The sequence below is a fragment of the bacterium Scap17 genome, assembly GCA_013376735.1.
Classification (GTDB): domain Bacteria; phylum Pseudomonadota; class Gammaproteobacteria; order Pseudomonadales; family Halomonadaceae; genus Cobetia.
Window position 1 is genome coordinate 797244 of record VINJ01000001.1, and the last position, 19068, is coordinate 816311.

A 19068-nucleotide genomic window follows, 5' to 3' on the forward strand; every position below is an offset into this window, starting at 1 on the left:
AGAACCATCAGTGACCCGTTCTACCTCACCAGAGGCGGCACGTTCCACCTCGCAAGAGGCGGTGCAGGAGGGCGTCGACGACACCCCGTCTTCGCCAGCTGCGGTGCCAGCGCCACCCTCGCGTGGGCGGCGCTGGGCGCGCGGGCTGCTGATGGCGCTCGCGGTACTGCTGGCGTTGCTGGCCATCCTGATCGGGGGCCTGCGCTGGTGGTTGACCACGCTGGATTCGCGCAGTGAGTCCATCAGTGACTTCATCGCCACCCAGACCCACTCCAATGTGGGGATGTCATCGCTTGAGGGCCGAATGGATCACCTTGATCCGGCCATCGAGCTGTCCGGTCTGAACCTCTTTCGTCCCGACGAGATGCAGGCGGCGCCGCTGTTGAGCGTGTCCCATCTGGAAACCCGTCTCGATGTGCTCTCCTCCCTGCGCCATCTGGCGCCTGTCTTTGATCGCGCCACTGCCACCGGCGTCATCGTGCACCTGTACCAGCGTGAAGATGGCAGCTGGGGCTGGCCGGGGCCGCCGCGTCCTCCCGAAGCGCTCGAACCCGAAGGGCAGGTGAGCCTTGCGCAGACGGAGCAGGGGCTGGCGCTGCTGGCGCGTCAACGAGTGCGGCTCGAGGATGTGCGTCTGGTGCTGCATGGTCGCAACGATACCCTCAACCTGAATGCCGCCGAACTGTTGCTGTCGGGAGAAGGCGATCGCGCGCATCTGGAAGGCCAGTTGCGGGTCGGGGAATCGCCTCAGGCCGGAGTCAGCGCCGTACTGGAAGTGCTGCCGGGAGATGACGGCCTCGCCGACTACTCGGCCCAGCTGCAGGTGGAGCTGGACGCCGGTGCGCTGGCGAGTGTCGGTCGCCTGATGAGCGAGCGCGACAGCCTGATGCTGCGCGACGCCGATGGCAACGCGACGCTGTGGGCGCGCTGGCGTGACGCACGACTGGAAGATGCTCGCCTGCGTCTCGATCTCAATCGCCTGACGCTGGATCACCATGGCGCCCAGCTGGCGCTCAAGGACATTCATGCGCGTGGCCAGTGGCTGCGCGACCTGGCGGGCAGTGATCGCTGGCAGGCTTGGCTCAATCAGATCTCGGTCGGCGCCACGCAACTCGATGACGCCCCGGCGGCCGGCGCTCCGGTGGCCGGCACTCCGGCGGCCGGCGCCCCGGTGGCAGGCAGTGACGGCCAGACGCCGCAAACGGCGTCATCGCCAGAAGCCTCCACGGCGCTTGCCAGCCTGCCCGAGCGTATATCGCTGTCGGGGGATCTCGCCGATGGCAGCGTGTCGCTGGTCACCAGCAGTTTCGATCTGGAAAAGGTGGCGCGCTGGCGCAATGTGCTGGCGCTCGGCGAACTTGGGGATGTGCTCGAGTCTCTCGATCCGCGAGGCACGGCCAACGGCCTCTCCCTGTCGCTGGCCGGGATCGGGCTCGATGCCCCGCTGACCATGACGCTGGCGCTGGGGCTCACCGGCGCCGAGGTGGAACCCTGGCAGGGCGCCCCGGGACTCGGCCCCCTGGCGGCCTGGGTCACCGCGCACAGTCTTGAGGAGGGCGGCATCGCGAGCCGGATCGCGTTTCGTGGTGACCCGGGGATGCGCTTCCACTTTCCCGAAGTCTTCGGCGACGGCTGGCAGCTCGAGGCCGCCGACGGAGTGGTCGAGGTCAAGGTCGATGACAGTGGCAGCAGCGTCACGGGGCATGACCTGCATATCCAGCGCGACGGCGCCGATGTGACGGGCGGCTTCGGCCTGCAGATTCCCGCTCAGGACCATGATCGCTTCCAGCTGGATCTCGAGATGCGCGATGTGAACGCCCGCAGTATACCGCTGGCCTCCTGGTTGCCGATGAAGGTGCTGGACCCGGCGCTGAGTGAGTGGTTGACGCGCGATGTCGCGGGGCAGGTCCCCGAGGGCAGCCTGCATCTCACCCAGGTGTGGGATGATGACAATGGCGAGGATGGCTATGGACCCGGCGATTCGCTGGACCTTGAGCTGGCCATCGAAGACGGGCGACTCGGTTACGCCGAGGGCTGGCCTGCGCTGGAGGGCGTGAAGGGCAACCTCGCGCTGCATGACAATGCGTTGAGTGCCACGGTCGCGGCGGCGCGCTCTCAGCCGGCCACGGCGCTGGGCGGTGCAGCACCTCTGTCGGTGCGTCAGGCCGATGTCGGCATGCAGGACAATACCTTGAGTATCCAGGGGGATGTGACCGGCAGCGTCGAGGCGCTGTTCGATCTGATCTCGCATGCGCCGCTCGAGGATACCGCTGCGTTGATCGCCGAGTGGCAGGGCAAGGGCTCGGTGGCTGCGTCCATGGATATCCGCGTGCCCCTGGAGGACGCCGAGCAGACGCGCATCACGGCGGCGGGCAAGGTGGGCGAGCGCCAGGCGGCGACGCTGGTCTTTCCGGGGCCGGGCATCGAGGTTGATGACATTCGCGGGCCGCTCGAGTTCGTGCATGACCCTTCCCGCCCCGAGGGGCGTCGTGAGCAGTTGACCGGCAACCTCTCCGGCAAGCTGTTCGGCGGTGCGGTCAAGGCGGCGCTCAACATCGGGCAGGAAGATTCAAGCAGCAAGGGCGCGATCACCTTCGATGGCAAGGCGCCATTGGCACCGGTGCTGGGCTGGCTGGGCACGCCCGAGCACCTGATCGGCGATGCCGCCGAGAACACTCGGGCCGCCTTGCAGGACGGCGAGACGCCGCGTGCGCTGGGCGGCGAGTTCAACTATCAGGCGCGCCTGATGCTGCCCGATGACGGCGCCACTCTGGCGCTCTCGAGTGACCTCAAGGGAGTCGCCATCAATCTGCCGGCACCCTTTGGCAAGACGCGAGAGGAGGCGGCCCCACTGGCGGTGGATATCGGTCTCGCGGAGGGTGGCGGTGATGTGCGTCTCGACAATCGCGCCCGGGCACGCTGGAAAGGCGGCAATACGCGTGATGATGGCAGCACGGTGCCGATGACGGGGCAGTTGTGGCTGGAGCGTTGGCCGAGCGACCCGCAGTGGCCTACCCAGACCGGCTGGGACATCGCCTGGCGCACACCGACCCTTGCCCCCGAGCTCTGGAAGCCGTGGGCGGGAGCGCTCTCCGGTGAGGGCAGCGCGAGTGATGAGGGCGGCGCGAGTGGTGAGAACAGCGCGAGTAGAGAGGGCAACGACACGGAGCAGAGCGACCCCCTGCGTGCCTTGTCACGCCTGCGCGTTGCCACCGATTGCCTGATGATCCAGTCCCGGTGTGCGGGGCCGATGACGCTGGAGGCCGCGCCACGCCAGAGCTCGCAGCAGCAAGGACTGGGGCTGGCCGCGACGCTGGATGGTCAGCTCGCCAGTGGTGAGCTGGTGTGGCAGTCAGGTGCCGCGCGACCGCTGATTCTGGACCTGGACACTCTGAATCTCGACGCCCTGTGGCCCGCGGATGCCGAGCAGGAGACGCAGACTGCCAGTGTGCCAGGCAACTTTACCGAGGCTATCGATGTCGGCATCGAGCCGACGCCGTATCCCGCCGAGCTTGCCGACCTGCCCGCGGGCAGTCTGCGTCTGGCACACCTCATCTGGCGCGATCAGCAGCTGGGGCCGATCAGTGCCGACTGGACCGCCGACAGCCAGCAGCTGGTGGTGTTGCCGCTCTCCATCACGCTGGGCAGAATCACCGCAGTGGGCAATATCACCTGGGAGGATGCCGGCGCCAACAGTCTGACGCGCGCTCGCCTGTCCGCCGATGGCAGTGACCTGGGCGGGCTGCTCGAGCGCCTCTCCCAACCGCGCGGCATCGAGGCGGACCGCGCCCGGGCCGAGGTCAAGCTGGCCTGGCCCGGTGCGCCGCAGGACTTTGCCCTGTCACGCTCCAATGGTCGCGTCGAGATCAAGCTGGATGACGGACGCTTCCTGAATCTGGGCTCGACCTCCGCCCGCCTGCTGGGGCTGGTCAATGTGGATAACCTGCTGCGCCGGCTGTCGCTGGACTTTTCTGATGTCACCGACAAGGGGACGGCCTTCGACAAGGTGCGCGGCGCAGCGACGCTCTTCGATGGGCGGCTGGAAAGCGATGGCCCCTTGCGTATCGAGGCGCCGTCCACCACCGTGACACTCAACGGTCAGGTCGATCTGCTTCGCGGTACCCTTGATCAACGCATGGCCATCACGGTGCCGGTCAGCCAGAACCTTCCGCTGGCCGCCGTGCTGGCAGGCGCGCCCGCCGTGGGCGGGGCGCTGTTCGTGGCCGACAAGATCTTCGGCCGCTTCATCGACAAGGTGACGCAAATTCACTATCGGGTATCAGGCCCCTGGGGCGACCCGAACATTACTCTGGAAAGTGCCGAATGACGCAAAATGCGAGTTCCGGTCGCGTGCTCGACGATGCCGCGGCCCTGTTGCTGACCCCGGGCGGGCTCAGCCTGGATGATCTGGATGCTGGCCTGGCACATGCCATGGGCCCGGGCACCGACTATGCCGACCTCTACTTCCAGCGTATCTGGCAGGAGAGCTGGGTGCTGGAAGACGGCGTCGTCAAGGACGCCAGCTATAACATCGATGGCGGCGTGGGCGTACGCTCACTGGCGGGGGAGAAGACCGGCTTCGCGTACTCCAATCAGATCGATGCCGCCGCGCTTGCCGATACCGGTCGTACTGCGGCGGGTATCTCGCGCAGCGGCAGCAGCGGTACGGTCGCAAGCTCGATCATCACCCAGGCGCCGTCCTTCTATGCAGGCATCGACCCGCTGAATGGCCTGAGCGCTGAGGACAAGGTCGCGATGCTCAAGGAGGCGGATCGCATCGCGCGCAGCCTCGACCCTTCCATCAGTCAGGTATCGGCCTCGCTGTCGGCGCTTTACGAGGTGGTGATGGTGCGTGCCAGTGATGGCACCTTGGCGGCCGACCTGCGCCCGCTGGTGCGTTTCAACATCAGCGTGATCGCGGTGCGCAATGGGCGTCGCGAGCGTGGCAGCGCCGGTGGTGGCGGTCGCTTCCCGCTGACTCGCCTGCGCGACGACAATGTCGCCGAGCGTTACGCGCGCGAAGCCGTGCGTCAGGCGCTGGTCAATCTCGAGGCCGTCGATGCGCCGGCCGGTCAGATGCCGGTGGTGCTGGGCAATGGCTGGCCGGGCGTGCTGCTGCACGAGGCCGTCGGTCATGGTCTGGAAGGTGATTTCAACCGCAAGGGCAGCTCTGCCTTCTCCGGTCGCATGGGCGAGCAGGTCGCGGCGCGTGGCGTCACCGTGGTCGACGATGCGACCCTGGCCGATCGCCGAGGCTCGCTGTCCGTCGATGATGAAGGCACCCCGGGCCAGTACACGCCGCTGATCGAGGACGGCATTCTCACCGGCTACATGCAGGACAAGCTGAATGCTCGCCTGATGGGCATGGCACCGACGGGCAACGCGCGTCGCGAGTCCTTCGCCCATCTGCCGATGCCGCGCATGACCAATACCTACATGCTGGGCGGCGAACGTGACCCGCAGGAGATCATCAAGAGCGTCAAGCGCGGGCTCTACGCGGTCAGCTTCGGCGGCGGTCAGGTGGATATCACCTCCGGGCGCTTCGTGTTCTCGGCCAGTGAGGCCTACCTGATCGAGGATGGCAAGGTGACCACGCCGGTCAAGGGTGCGACCCTGATCGGCAATGGCCCGGAATCCATGGGGCGCGTCTCGATGATCGGCAACGATCTCGAGCTGGATACCGGGGTCGGCGTGTGTGGCAAGGACGGCCAGTCCGTGCCGGTCGGCGTCGGCCAGCCGACCCTGAAGCTCGACGAATTGACGGTGGGAGGCACCCAGTCGTGAGCCGATGAGGCTGAACGACAGGGAGCAGACATGACGACGCCGCCGTGGCAGGGCCGCAGCGGCGTCGATGAAGCGGGAAATGCCAGAATCAGAGATCGAGTTCGGCACGCAGCAGCTTGAAGAGCTTCTTGGCGCTGTTGGGCTGCTTGCCGGCATCACGTTCGGCACGTGAGTTGCGGATCAGCTGACGCAGTGCCTGGCGGTCCACCTCGGGGTGGTCCTCGACGAAGATCACGAAGGCTTCGTCATCCTCGATCAGGCGGTCACGCCAGCGCTCCAGGCGCTGGAAGGAGGCATCACGACGGATGCTCTGCTGTTCCATGTTCTGGAAGACGGCATTGATGGCCTCGAGGTCTTCCTTGCGCATCAGCTTGCCGACGTACTGCATGTGACGACGCAGGCCCTCGTGACTGCGAATGCGACCGCATTCATCGATGGCGGCCAGCATGTCATCGGAGAGCGGAAACTTGGCGCGCTGCCCGGCCGGCATGTCGATGATCTTCTTGCCCAGTGCCTGAAGTTCGATCATTTCACGCTTCATCTGGGATTTGCTGGGACGCTCGACGAGCTCCTCAGATCTTTCTTTACGCATGCCAATTCCAACGAGTCGGGGAAATTTGCGGCAGTATAGCATTGCCAGCGCCCCGTCTCCTCAGAAGGAGAACAACATGAGCCAGGCCTTTGATGCCGTTGCTCAGCAACAACTGCTCGAGCGTCGCGTCAGCGAAGCGCTCGAGCTGGCCCGCAGCCTGGGCGCCGATGCCTGTGAGGTCGGCGCCAGCGTCGATCAGGGCGTCAGCATCTCGGTGCGCGACGGTGAGGTGGAAACCGTCGAGCTGTCACGCGATCAGGGCATCGGCGTGACGGTCTATCTCGGCAACCGCAAGGGCAGTGCGACCTCGTCCGATGCCGGCAGCGACTCGATCCGCGCCGCGGTCGAGAAGGCGGTCTCCATCGCGCACTATACCGGCGAAGACAGCTTTGCCGGGCTGGCGCCGGCCGAACTGATGGCCACCGACTTCCCTGACCTCAAGGCGCATCATCCCTGGGCGATCAGCGTCGATGAAGCGACCGACCTGGCACTGGCCTGTGAGCGTGCCGGGCTGGAAGTGGAAGGCATCGCGCAGTCCGAAGGCGCCAGCTTCTCCAGTGGCGAAGGCGTGCAGGTCTATGGCAACAGCCATGGGTTCCTGGCCAGCCAGTGCGGCAGTCGTCACTCGATGTCATGCATGCTGATCGCCAAGGATGCACAGGGCATGCAGCGTGACTATGACTACACCAGCGTGCGCAATCCGGCAGACCTGCGTTCCCCCGAGTCGGTGGGGCGTGAAGCTGCTCGCCGCACGCTGGCGCGTCTGAATGCGCGCAAGGTGGCGACGGGTCGCATGCCGGTGATGTTCGACCCGCAAATGTCGGCCGGTCTGATCGGTCACTACCTGTCTGCCATCGCCGGCGGCTCGCTGTACCGTGAGTCCAGCTTCCTGTGCGATAGCCTGGGCCAGCCGCTGTTCCCCGACTGGTTCACGCTGGGCGAGAAGCCGCGGGAAGTCGGTGGCATGTCCAGCGCCGCCTTCGACAACGATGGCGTCGCGACGCGTGACAATGTCTACTTTGCCAACGGCAAGGTGCAGAGTTACATGCTGAGCGCCTACAGTGCCCGTCGCTTGAACATGCAGACCACCGGCAACGCTGGCGGCGCGCGCAACGTGCGCATCACCGCGCCGCTGACCTCGCTCGATGAGATGCTCAAGCAGATGGGGACCGGCGTGCTGGTGACCGAGCTGATGGGCCAGGGCGTCAACGGTGTCACTGGTGACTACTCGCGTGGCGCCTCCGGTTTCTGGGTCGAGAACGGCGAGATCCAGCATGCGGTCGAGGAATTCACCATTGCCGGCAATCTACGCGACATGGCGGCCAATCTGCTGGCGGTCGGTGATGATGTCGATACGCGTGGCAGCATCCACAGTGGTAGCTGGCTGATCGATGGCATGACCGTCGCGGGCATGTCCGAAGGAGAAGATGATGAGCTGGAAGGCTGATCGCTGACGCTTCTGTCTCGTGCGACAGGCGACAAACAACACGGCCGCTCCCTCGGGAGCGGCCGTGTTGTTTCTGGGGTAATCACTAATACCCGCACCCGTCGGGGATTACAGATAGAGCCAGGTCGCCAGCCCCAGGAAGGCCATGAAGCCGATCACGTCGGTCACGGTGGTCAATATCACGCTGCCGGAAAGGGCAGGGTCGATATTGAGCTTCTTGAGCAGTACCGGCAACAGTGTGCCCGTCACGGCGGCGATCAACAGGTTGATCATGATCGCGGCGCCGATGATTGCCCCCAGCTGGACATCCCCGAACCATACGATGGCGATGCCTGCCACCACCACGGCCCATAACAGGCCGTTGAGTCCCGCGACGATGACTTCGCGCTTGAGTAGCCAGCTGACATTGCCACTCTTGACGTGCCCCAGCGCGATACCACGGATCAGGACGGTGAGTGCCTGAGAGCCCGCGATGCCCCCCATGCTGGCGACAATGGGCATCAGCACGGCCAGCGCGGTGATCTTCTGGATGGTGCCTTCGAACATGCCGATCACGGCGGAGGCCATGAAGGCGGTCAGCAGGTTGATACCGAGCCAGACGGCGCGGCGCCACGAGGTCCGTATCACGGGAGAGAAGGTGTCTTCGTCCTCATCCATCCCCGCCATCGACATCACCTGGTGCTCGGCGTCGCCACGGATGACATCGACCACGTCATCGATGGTGATGCGACCCAGCAGGTTGCCATCGCCGCCGACCACGGGCGCCGAGATCAGATCGTGCTTCTCGAATAGCGAAGCGACTTCGTTCTCCGGCATCAGGGCCGGGATCACCACGCTGTCGGTGTCCATCACTTCGCGCACCGTGACGCCGGGGTCCGAGACCAGCAGGCGGTTGATGGGCAGCGCACCGATGAATTCATCGCGTCGTGAGACGACCAGCAGGGTATCGGTGGAGTCGGGCAGGCGCTCGTGGCGGCGAATGTAGCGCAGCACCACGTCCAGGGTGATGTCCGGACGAATGGTGATGGTGTCCGTGTTCATCAGGCCGCCGGCGGTATCCTCCGGGAAGGACAGTACCGTTTCGACGCGCAGACGCTCCTGCGCCTCCATGGAGTCGAGGACTTCGAGAATCACCGTATTCGGCAGGCGCTGCAGGATGTCGGCGACATCATCCGGTTCCAGGTTCTCGGTAGCGGCGAGAACGTCGACGGCGTCCATGTCCTTGAGGAAGTCGGTCTGGATGTCTTCGCCAAGGTATTGAAGGACATCGCCCTGTAGCTCGGCATCGACCAGCTCCCAGAGCAGATTACGCTCCTTGGGGGGCGAGGATTCGAGCAGGTGGGCCACGTCCACCGGCGCGAGGCCGCGATTGAGCATGCGTCTTGCCTGTTCCAGCTCGCCGCTTTCCAGCGCCTGTGACAGGCGATCAAGTCTTGGCTTGAGTTTTCGAGACGTCTTGCTCATCTGTCGGCTTCCCCTGTCGACATGAAGGACAGTGCTGATTCTACCATTGGCTCAGGGGGGCGCGTCGACAAAAGAGAACAGCGTTTCTTATCGAAAGGACAATCCGCGTTCCGGCCACTGGCGCAAAAGCAGCGTTGCATGGCTGTCAAGCGCAAGGATAGGTGCAGGGAAAGGGGGGAGGGTAGGTGAAAGGATAGGTGCAAGATCAGGTGCCAGGCATCCCACGCGAGCCGTTGATGGTGTCGCCAGGGGGGGCTGCCAGAGGGGGGGAGCTGGCCGATAAGCGAGCGGGCCGAAAAGATAGTTGACCAAGAAGCGAGCTGGCTGAGGAAGGAAGGCTGAGCGCATAGCGCAAATGTACAGCGCTGTCAGTGGCGGTTATTCGTCTTCCTCGAAACGCGCCTCGAACAGCGCCTCGATGGCCAGCATCGCCTCATCGGCCTGTTCGCCCTCGACATCGATCAACAGCTTGGTGCCGCAGGGTGCGGCAAGCATCAGCAACGCCATGACATTGGCTGCATTGGCGCGTCGCTCGCCATGGCTGACCATCACCGTCGCGCAATAGGGCGCACAGCAATTGACCAGCTTGGTGGCTGCGCGGGCGTGCAGCCCGCGACGGTTGGTCAGCGTCAGCTCACGAGAGGCCATCGCGACTCTCCTCGGTGCTGGTGTCTGAGTCGCTTTCGCCTGTGGTATCGACATGACTCAGTGCGGTATGAATACCCAGTTCACGATGGCGTAGACGCACCTCCGGCAGGCGCTCGGCGAAGTAGCTCGCCAGCTGCTCGCACAGGTAGACGCTGCGATGTTGGCCGCCGGTGCAGCCCACGGACACCGTCAGGTAGCTGCGATTGCTGTCCTGATAGGCGGGCAGCCAGCGTTCCAGCCAGCCGGCGATATCGTCATGCATCGCCTGGACGGTGGGGTAGCGCCGCAGGAATTCGGCCACGCTGTCATCGCGACCGGTATCGCCGCGCAGGTTGATGTCCCAGTACGGGTTGGGCAGGCAGCGGACATCGAACACCATGTCGGCGTCGGTCGGCACGCCATGCTTGAAGCCGAAGGATTCAAAGGTCAGCGTCAGGTGGCGAGAGCTGTGCTGGGCGACCTGCTCGGTGATCCGGGAGCGCAGATCGTGCACGCTCAGGTTGGTCGAGTCGATGACCAGATCGGCCTTCTGGCGAATGGGAGCGAGCGTCTTCTGCTCGATCTCGATGGCCTCGGCCAGGGTGTGGTCGTTGTCGCGCGTCAGAGGGTGACGACGACGGGTCGCCGAGTAGCGTTCCAGCAGCACGCGCGAATCGGTGGTCAGGTAAACGACCTGCACGTCCATGCCGCTCTGGCGGACGTTGTCGAGCAATTCGGGGAAGCGGGTCAAGGCTTCCGGCAGGTTGCGGGCATCGATGGAGACCGCGATACGTCGGCGTGCCGGACTGTCCTGTTCGAGCTGGTCGACCAGTGGCGCCAGCAGCATGCCGGGCAGATTGTCGATGGCATAGTAGCCAATGTCTTCCAGCGCCTGGAGAGCGATGGATTTCCCGGAGCCGGAGCGGCCGCTGATGATCACGATCTTCATGAAGTGCTCTCCAAGGGCGAGGTCAACGTCGAAAGAATGCAGGGGTGGGGCAGAAGGCTGCCCGCTATCAGTGCGCTGTACGTCGGCCGATGGGAGGCCAGCAAGACGAAAGCCCGGACGATGTCCGGGCCTGTGATTCAGCGCGCCGGTAATTCGGCGATGGCTTGGGTCAATGCCTCAAAGAGTGCACGCTGGCTGTCTGCCTGGCGCAGGGCCGAGCGATTGGTCGGGGAATTGAGCAATTCCGCGACCTGCCCGAGCAGCGTCAGATGGGTTTCATCCGCTTCCTCAGGCACCAGCAGCACGAACAGCAGATCGATGGGTTCTCCGTCGATGGCATCGAAGTCGATGGGTTCACCGAGCTTCAGAAACGCAGCGATTGGCGTCTTGCAATGCGGGCTACGTGCATGGGGCACGGCCACACCGTGGCCGATGCCGGTCGATCCCAGTCTCTCGCGCCCGATCAGGCGCGAGAAGACTTCCTGGCTATCCAGGCTGGGAATGTTCTGTGCGATGAAGGTGCTGAAGAATTCAAGCACCCGCTTCTTGCTCCCCCCGGGGACACCGTAAAGGGTGCGCTCGGGGGGGAGGATCTGATCAAGTGTCATGGCTGAAGGTCAACGGGTCCCGGTGCCCTGAGCACGAGCCTGGGACTTTTCCTTGTGTTTGACCAGCTGGCGATCCAGCTTGTCGGCGAGCGCGTCGATGGCAGCGTACATGTTGGGGTCTTCTGCCAGGGCGTGGAGGTCAGCGCCTGCTGCGTGCAAGGTGCAGGCAGCCTGCTGGCGCTCCTTCTCGATCGACAGTGTCACCTGAACATTGGTGATGTTGTCGTAATGCCGTTCGAGGCGGGCGAGCTTCTCGTTGACGTAATCGCGGAGAGGATCGGTAAGTTCCACATGATGCCCGGTAATATTCACTTGCATGGACACGCTCCTTTATCCAGCGGGTTGCCATTCAATTGTAACCCTTTTTGACTACGAGCAAACCCTGATCGGACGCTCTGCAACAGGCTTGACGGCCGCCGTCTGGCGATGTTTTCGCGCCCTTGCCAGCGGCGTCAGATGTCGTGAGCGTCTGTACCGACAATGCCCAAGCTTTGCGCAAAGATCAACGCTGCGCTGCATCGTGGCTCAGTGCTTGTCTTCAACTCAATGAAGGGTAGCGGAATGGACTTCAAGGTCACGCTTGAAGGGTGGTGCATGAAAGGCGCGCAAGAAGGCGGGTTTTCGTCGCCAATCCCTGCATGTACGCCGCCTTTCAGGCGCCTGGGTTGCGTGGAGCAAGCAGCGTGCCGGAAGGATCACCGAGTGTCATCCCGGTGCAATACGGCCAAAAGTGACTTTAAAAACATGCGATTGACGGTAAATGATGCTGCCGGAATGATGGATTTTTGCCAACATCCTGCGCGCCGTCATGGGCCATGATGGGTCATTGACGAGTGGTTGACGGCATGACAGGGCGCGCAACAGGCGCGCCGGTGTCAGTAATGTCAGAGGCTGGTGAGAGAGAAAACCAGCGTCTGAGGTTGGCGGCGGCTGCCATTGTGGAGGTGAAAGCAGGGCATGGCAGCTGCAGGTGATGCCTCAGGCCAGACGCTTGCGCTCGCTGGAGGATGGGATGCCCATCGCTTCGCGATACTTGGCCACGGTACGGCGTGCGACCTCGATGCCATCGCTGGCGAGCAGATCGACCAGGCGTGAGTCGGAGAGAGGCTTGCGAGCCGGTTCTTCCGCAATCAGCTTGCGGATGCGGGCACGAATGGCGGTGCTTGAGTGGGCGTCGCCACTGCCGCTGCCACCGACCTGGCTCGAGAAGAAGAACTTGAGCTCGAAGACGCCGCGCGGGGTGTGGATGTATTTCTGGGTCGTGACCCGCGAGATGGTCGATTCGTGCATCTCGACCACTTCGGCGATGTTGGCCAGAATCAGTGGCTTCATGCCTTCCTCGCCTTGCTCGAGGAAGTCGACCTGGCGCGCCATGATCTCGCGGCCGACCTTGAGCAGGGTGTCATTGCGTGATGACAGGCTTTTCATCAGCCAGCGCGCTTCCTGCAGGTTGTCCTTGAGGAAGGTGTTGTCGGCGGACTTGTCGGCACGCTTTATCAGTGCGGCGTATTCCGGCTGGATGCGCAGCCTGGGCAGCGCTTCCGGGTTGAGCTCGACCTGCCAGCCGTGGCGGGTATGACGCACCAGCAGATCAGGGATCACGTAATCGCTGGCGGGCTCGCCCCAGGCGGATGCCGGACGCGGATCGAGCGCGCGCACCAGGCGGATGACGTGGTCCAGCTCGTCATCGTCAAGGCTCAGTCGGCGCTTGAGCAGCTTGCGGTCATCGTTGCCCAGTGCCTCGAGGAATTGACGTACCAAGCGACGCGCCTGCGCCAGCAGCGGCAGATCATCCGGCAGCAGCGCCAGTTGCAGCAGCAGGCACTCGCGCAGGTCGCGGGCGAAGACGCCGGTCGGGTCGAACTGCTGCAGACGCAGCAGTACCTGCTCGAGCTCGGAAGCCTTGAGACCGGGCAGGCCCTGGCCGCGCAGACCATCGACCAGCTCATCGAGTGACAGGCTCAGGTAACCGGCACCGTCGACGGCATCGATCAGACTCTCCGCCATCTGGCGTTCACGGCTATCGAGGTCGGTCATCGCCAGCTGCCAGCGCAGGTGGTCCTGCAGGCTCTCGACGCTTGTATTGCGATCGAAGTCCGGCCCTTCTTCGCTCCCGCTGCCACTGCCGGAGCTGGTCAGGCTACCGGCGTGGTCCTGATAGAGGTCCGACCAGTCGCTGTCGAGGGGGTATTCCTCGGGAATCTCGCTCGAGGAGTCGGCAGTGGAGATCTCGCTCGTATCCTGTGTCTCGATGACATCCAGCGACTCGTAGTCCTCGTCGAGCTCCAACATGGGGTTGGACTCGAGGGCTTGCTGAATCTCCTGACGCAGATCGAGCGTCGACAGCTGCAGCAGCTGGATCGCTTGCTGAAGCTGCGGCGTCATGGTCAGCGAGGTGCCGAGGCGGAGTTGCAGGGTGGGTTTCATGGAGTCAGTCAATTCACGGCAAAGGAACGTGCTTACTACGCTATACCGTGACTCGGGCCACTGACAAGTGGTTGCCGTGAATATTAAAGCAACTTGCATGCCATGTTTCCACCAAGGTGGTATGGACGTCATGCATGCGTCTGATGTCAGACATGAAAAAGCCGCTACGCGATAAAATCACGCAGCGGCTTTTGAAGCTTTCGCCTCCGGTGGGCTCAGCGCAGCCGCTGACCCTAGAGCGTGAACTCGTGGCCGAGGTAGACGTCGCGCACCTGCTGGTTGGCCAGGATGGAGTCCGCGTCACCGTGGGCGATGATCTGGCCATCGCCGACGATATAGGCGGTGTCACAGATATCGAGTGTCTCGCGCACGTTGTGGTCGGTGATCAGCACGCCGATGCCACGATCGCGCAGTTGGCGCACGATGCTCTTGATCTCTCCCACCGAGATGGGGTCGACGCCGGCGAAGGGCTCATCGAGCAGCACGAAGTCCGGCTCGGTGGCCAGTGCGCGGGCGATCTCGACCCGTCGACGCTCGCCACCGGACAGGCTCATGCCGGCACTGGCACGAATATGCGTGATGCTGAATTCCTCGAGCAACTCTTCAAGGCGTGCCTTGCGGCCATTGCGATCCAGGTCCTTGCGGGTCTCCAGAATCGCCATGATGTTGTCGGCTACCGACAGCTTGCGGAAGATCGACGCCTCCTGAGGCAGATAGCCGATGCCGGCGCGTGCACGCTGATGCATGGCGGCAGCGGAGAGGTCCTTGTCGTCGATGGAGACGTTGCCGGCATCGGCGCGCACCAGCCCGACGATCATGTAGAACGAGGTCGTCTTGCCGGCGCCGTTGGGGCCCAGCAGGCCGACGATGTCACCCTGACGGATCTCAAGCGAGATGTCCTTGACCACCTTGCGGCCCTTGTAGGCCTTGGCCAGATGGCGAGCGCTCAACGTACGCGGAGTAGCAGCAGTCATCACTCAGTTTTCCTTGCTGGCATTGGCGCCGCGCGGCGTCAGAGTCATGTGCACGCGACCGCCTTCGGTCTGCTGTGCCGTCTTGCTGTTGTTGGCGTTCACCTGGCGCTTGTCGAGGAAGTACTCCACGTAGCCGCCTTCGAAGGTGTCATCGCCTTTCTCGAGGCGCGCATTGCCGACCAGCTCCACGCGGCGCTCCAGCGCATGGTAGCGGATGGTGTCGGCCCAGCCCTTGACCAGCTTCTCGTCGGGTGCGGGTTGCTGTTCCAGGTAGGCACGCTTGCCGGTGGCCTTGACCAGCGAGATCTCGCCGCTGCCGGCGCGGCTGATATCGACGCGGCTGGCATCGAGCTTCATGCTGCCCTGGCGCATCTCCACCTGGCCGGTATAGGTGGCGGTACCGGCCTTGTCATCGAGAGACAGGGCATCCGCGGCGATGTTGATCGGCTGGCTGGCATCGCTGTCCAGCGCCATGGCGGCCGGGGCGAAGGTAGACATGCCCAGTGCCAGGCAGAGCGCCATGACACCGCTGTTGAGGGTCTGGCGACAGGCCGTCAAGGGCTTGCGAGTCGTGGAAGTCATGGTGGCTCCTTGGCATGACGGGGTCGCCGCCCGAGCAATGATGCCATCGAGCGGCAGGGAAGAAGGTGTTGCGGCGCGGGTCATGGCGCGACGGCCAGCCCGGCGGGTTCATTCACCGCTGGCAGGCGCTGCCTCGAAGGTGCTGTTGACGCGCCCCTCATCGGTAGTGGTGCTCTCGGTGCCCGAGTCTATGCGCTCGGCTTCCTTGCTGGCCTCGCTCTGGCCCGCACCGGGTTGCAGGACGCTGCGGACGCGGCCCTGCAGCACGGCGGAATCCCGGGAGAGGTCGGCGCTGAAGCTGTCGCTTTCGACATGCTGGCCATTCTGGGTGATCACGACCGGCACGTCACTCCAGGCGCGATTCTGATCACGGCTGTAGTGCAGGACATCGGTATCGAGGGTCCAGCGGTCATCGGGCTGGCGCAGTCTGGCATTGCCCTCGAGAGTGAAGGTGTCGCCGCCGGCGCTCAACACGCCACTGTCACCCGTGGCATACCAGCGGCGGTCTTCACTGTCGTTGGTGCGAATCTTCGGGGTCTGCGCCCGGGTCACGTCATCGCCTGGCGTATGCTCGATATGCGGCGAGCTCATGGACTGGATCGCCACGCCGCGCGCATCGAAGCGTGTCATGTCTGCCCCGTCGAGATAGTAATCCGGCTCACTGCTGTCGACCTCGACATTGACGGTCGATTCCAGGCTGTTGCGCTGCTCGATCAGCGCCAGCACGCCACCGACGAGCAGCAACAGCAGCATCAGCCAGAGACGCGGAGAAGGGCGGGGCAGACGTAACATCAGGGACGCGACTCCTGCAGGTAGGTATCCAGCACCGAGGCCCAGTGGCCCTGTGCCTTGAGCAGCAGATCACAGAGCTCGCGCACGGCGCCATCGCCGCCCTGGCGCGAGGTGACCCAGTTGGCCTCGCTCATCACGTAGGCCATGGCGTTGGGCACGCTGACGCCGAGGCCGACACGCCGAATAGCTTCGCGGTCCGGCAGGTCATCGCCACAATAGGCGACGTCTTCCAGCTCGATCCCGTGCTCGCGGCACAGATCGGTCAATGCGACCAGCTTGTCTTCACGGCCCTGGATGACATCCTGAATACCCAGTTCCTTGGCGCGACGCTCGACCATCGGTGAGCTGCGGCCGGTGATCAGCGCGACGCGAACGCCACTGCGCAGCACCAGCTTGAGGCCATGACCGTCCTGGACGTGGAAGGACTTGGTCTCGACGCCGTTGGCATCGTAGTGCAGGCGGTTGTCGGTGAGCACGCCATCGACATCCAGCGCCAGCAGACGCACGCGGCGTGCGCGGTCGATGATGTCCTGCGGATATTCTTCGCTCAGGGAATTCGTGTCGCTCATGGTCTTTCTCCTCGCACTCCGTGCATGCTTGACGCTGTCCTGTGAACGGCGCTGATGGGCGTTGAGCGGTGGCGTCTTGCCGGGACGATCTGCCGTCGAACAGAGACAGCGAACGCCCGCGGGAGTTCAGATCACGCCGCTGGCCAGCAGGCCGTGCATATGGATGGCCCCGATGGGGTGCTCATCCTCGTCACAGACTACCAGAACGCTGATGCGGTTTTCTTCCATGATGCGCACCGCTTCGGCGGCCAGCATGCTGGCGCGCACGGTCTTGCCGCCGCGGGTCATGACATCATCGACCTTCAGCGCGCGCAGATCGCCGTGCTGGTCGAGGGTGCGGCGCAGGTCACCATCGGTATAGACGCCGACCAGATGGTCGTCATCATCGATTACACAGGTGAAGCCCATGCCCTGACGCGTGATCTCGAGCAGCGCATCGCGCAGCGGGCTGCCGAGTGCCACGCGCGGCAGGGCGTCGCCATGATGCATCACGTCCTGGACTCGCAGCAGCAGGCGGCGACCCAGGCTGCCGCCCGGATGGGAAAGCGCGAATTCCTCGGCAGTGAAGCCGCGCGCCTCAAGCAGTGCCACCGCCAGGGCGTCGCCCATCACCAGCGCAGCGGTGGTCGAGGCGGTGGGTGCCAGATTCAGCGGGCAGGCTTCCTGGGCAACGCTGGTGTCCAGATGCGCCTCGGCGTCACGCGCCAGGGTCGAGCCGGGTTTGCCGGTCATCGAGACCAGCGGGGTGCCCATGCGCTTCAAGAGCGGTAGCAGCGCTGTGACTTCGGCGGTCTCTCCGGAGTTGGACAGCGCAAGTACTACATCGGCCGGCGTGATCATGCCCAGGTCGCCATGGCTGGCTTCCCCGGGGTGGACGAAGAAGGCCGGGGTGCCGGTGCTGGCCAGGGTGGCGGCGATCTTGCTGGCGACATGGCCGGATTTGCCCATGCCGGTCACGATGACGCGGCCCTTGGTGGCGAGCATCAGCTGACAGGCGCGGTCGAAGTCGTCATCGAGATGGCTTTCAAGCGCGGCGATGGCCGCCTCTTCAATGGCGAAGGTGCGACGGGCGCTGGCGCGAAAATCCGCCTGGCTGGCCGGAGTCTCATCAGCGGCGGCGGACTGGCTGGATGCTGAGGCGCCAGGTGTGGTGGCGTGTGGAGTGCTGGAAGGCTCGGTCATGATCGAATTGTTGCCTGTGGTTGGCCAGGGCTCAGGCCGCGCGGAAAGGGCGTGTCATCCCGCGCGGCGGCGTGGCAAACGATGATGAAGACGCTGCCGTCAGCGAGTCAGGCTGATGGCAAGCCAGGCCGTGTAGGCCAGATAGCAGGCGAGCAGGATAACACCTGGGGCACGGCCGATGCGCCCACGGCGCTGCCAGATGAGCAACGCGGCCAGCAGCAGCGTCAGTCCCAGCATCACCGGATAGTCACGGCTGATGGCGCTGCCATCCACCGGTCCCGGCGCCAGCAGGCCCGGCACGGGCAGCACGGCGAGGATGTTGAACAGGTTGGAGCCGATGACGTTGCCGATGGCGATGTCGTGATGGCGCTTGAGGGCGCTGGCCACGCTGGCGGCCAGTTCCGGCAGGCTGGTGCCGATGGCGATCACGGTCAGGCCGATGATCAATTCCGGCACGCCGAGTGCCTGGGCGATGTCGGTCGCTCCCCACACCAGCGCCCGCGAGCTGGCGATCAGCACGGCCAGCCCGACCAGTAGCCAGAAGATGGCGCGCCCGGTACTCATCTCGGGCACGTCATCCTGGCTTTCCGCCTCACTCGGGGCATCGACCTTGAACAGCCACACCAGCGTGAAGACCAGCAGGGCCAGCAGCAGGATGCCATCGAGACGCTCGAGCCCGCTGTTGGACAGCGCATAACCGCCCAGCGCCGTAGCCGCCAGCAGCAGCGGCAGCTCGCGGCGCACCAGCCCGAAATGCACTGGAATCGGGGCGATCAACGCCGTGACGCCGAGCACCAGGCCGATATTGGCGATGTTTGAGCCCAGCGCATTGCCGGTCGCGATATCCGGAGTGCCATCAAGAGAGGCCATGATGGAGACGACGATCTCGGGGGCAGAGGTGCCGACGGAGACAATCGTCATCCCGATCAGCAGTTTGCTCATCCCGGCGCGCCACGCAGTGGCCGCGGCTCCTTCGACGAAGCGATCAGCACTCCAGACAAGACCAATCAGGCCGATGACGACTGCAAGGATGGGAAATAGCATCAGAACTCTCGGGTCAGGGGGCAGGGC

The 19068-nt window shown here is 64.3% G+C and carries 16 protein-coding genes; 3 read left to right on the plus strand and 13 right to left on the minus strand.

Annotated elements, in window-relative coordinates:
- The first annotated feature begins 10 nt into the window (after nucleotides 1-10).
- Nucleotides 11-4327 (plus strand): hypothetical protein, encoded by a 4317-nt coding sequence (locus FLM52_03430; protein NVN54847.1) that lies wholly within the window; start codon nucleotides 11-13, stop codon nucleotides 4325-4327.
- Nucleotides 4324-5784, plus strand: coding sequence for a metalloprotease TldD (tldD, locus tag FLM52_03435; protein NVN54848.1), 1461 nt, complete (start codon nucleotides 4324-4326; stop codon nucleotides 5782-5784). Before FLM52_03430 ends, tldD begins: the two co-directional genes overlap by 4 nt.
- Nucleotides 5785-5872: 88 nt before the next feature.
- Here the strand turns inward: tldD and FLM52_03440 are convergent, their stop codons facing one another.
- The gene (locus FLM52_03440; protein ID NVN54849.1) at nucleotides 5873-6376 is read right to left on the minus strand and encodes a DUF615 domain-containing protein; all 504 of its coding nucleotides are present in this window, start codon (nucleotides 6374-6376) and stop codon (nucleotides 5873-5875) included.
- A gap of 76 nt (nucleotides 6377-6452) precedes the next feature.
- Here FLM52_03440 and pmbA point away from each other — a divergent pair, with 76 nt between their 5' ends.
- Nucleotides 6453-7823: a metalloprotease PmbA gene (gene pmbA / locus FLM52_03445; GenBank protein NVN54850.1), complete on the plus strand. Its 1371-nt coding sequence runs from the start codon at nucleotides 6453-6455 to the stop codon at nucleotides 7821-7823.
- A gap of 108 nt (nucleotides 7824-7931) precedes the next feature.
- Here the strand turns inward: pmbA and mgtE are convergent, their stop codons facing one another.
- From mgtE to FLM52_03505, 12 genes are all read right to left on the minus strand, one after another.
- On the minus strand, nucleotides 7932-9287 hold the full coding sequence (gene mgtE / locus FLM52_03450) for a magnesium transporter (protein NVN54851.1): 1356 nt from the start codon (nucleotides 9285-9287) through the stop codon (nucleotides 7932-7934).
- Between the two features lie 378 nt (nucleotides 9288-9665).
- Entirely contained in the window at nucleotides 9666-9935 is a 270-nt protein-coding gene (locus FLM52_03455) for an HPr family phosphocarrier protein (protein ID NVN54852.1), read from the minus strand.
- A complete protein-coding gene (gene rapZ / locus FLM52_03460) occupies nucleotides 9922-10863 on the minus strand; it encodes an RNase adapter RapZ (protein ID NVN54853.1) in 942 nt (313 codons plus the stop codon). Before rapZ ends, FLM52_03455 begins: the two co-directional genes overlap by 14 nt.
- 137 nt (nucleotides 10864-11000) lie before the next feature.
- The gene (locus tag FLM52_03465; GenBank protein NVN54854.1) at nucleotides 11001-11471 is read right to left on the minus strand and encodes a PTS fructose transporter subunit IIA; all 471 of its coding nucleotides are present in this window, start codon (nucleotides 11469-11471) and stop codon (nucleotides 11001-11003) included.
- 9 nt (nucleotides 11472-11480) lie between these two features.
- On the minus strand, nucleotides 11481-11789 hold the full coding sequence (gene raiA, locus FLM52_03470) for a ribosome-associated translation inhibitor RaiA (protein NVN54855.1): 309 nt from the start codon (nucleotides 11787-11789) through the stop codon (nucleotides 11481-11483).
- Between the two features lie 660 nt (nucleotides 11790-12449).
- Nucleotides 12450-13898, minus strand: a complete 1449-nt coding sequence (locus tag FLM52_03475; protein NVN54856.1) for an RNA polymerase factor sigma-54 — start codon at nucleotides 13896-13898, stop codon at nucleotides 12450-12452.
- Nucleotides 13899-14131: 233 nt separating this feature from the next.
- On the minus strand, nucleotides 14132-14872 hold the full coding sequence (gene lptB / locus FLM52_03480) for an LPS export ABC transporter ATP-binding protein (GenBank protein ID NVN54857.1): 741 nt from the start codon (nucleotides 14870-14872) through the stop codon (nucleotides 14132-14134).
- 3 nt (nucleotides 14873-14875) lie between these two features.
- On the minus strand, nucleotides 14876-15394 hold the full coding sequence (gene lptA / locus FLM52_03485) for a lipopolysaccharide transport periplasmic protein LptA (protein NVN54858.1): 519 nt from the start codon (nucleotides 15392-15394) through the stop codon (nucleotides 14876-14878).
- A 168-nt stretch (nucleotides 15395-15562) separates the two neighbouring features.
- On the minus strand, nucleotides 15563-16246 hold the full coding sequence (lptC, locus tag FLM52_03490) for an LPS export ABC transporter periplasmic protein LptC (GenBank protein ID NVN54859.1): 684 nt from the start codon (nucleotides 16244-16246) through the stop codon (nucleotides 15563-15565).
- Complete coding sequence (locus tag FLM52_03495) at nucleotides 16246-16815, minus strand: HAD family hydrolase (GenBank protein NVN54860.1); 570 nt, start codon at nucleotides 16813-16815, stop codon at nucleotides 16246-16248. Before FLM52_03495 ends, lptC begins: the two co-directional genes overlap by 1 nt.
- Before the next feature lie 126 nt (nucleotides 16816-16941).
- Nucleotides 16942-17997 carry a KpsF/GutQ family sugar-phosphate isomerase gene (locus tag FLM52_03500; protein NVN54861.1) on the minus strand — a complete coding sequence of 352 codons (1056 nt, stop codon included), beginning with the start codon at nucleotides 17995-17997 and terminating at the stop codon, nucleotides 16942-16944.
- A gap of 99 nt (nucleotides 17998-18096) precedes the next feature.
- Complete coding sequence (locus tag FLM52_03505; protein ID NVN54862.1) at nucleotides 18097-19041, minus strand: calcium/sodium antiporter; 945 nt, start codon at nucleotides 19039-19041, stop codon at nucleotides 18097-18099.
- Between the last annotated feature and the right edge of the window lie 27 nt (nucleotides 19042-19068).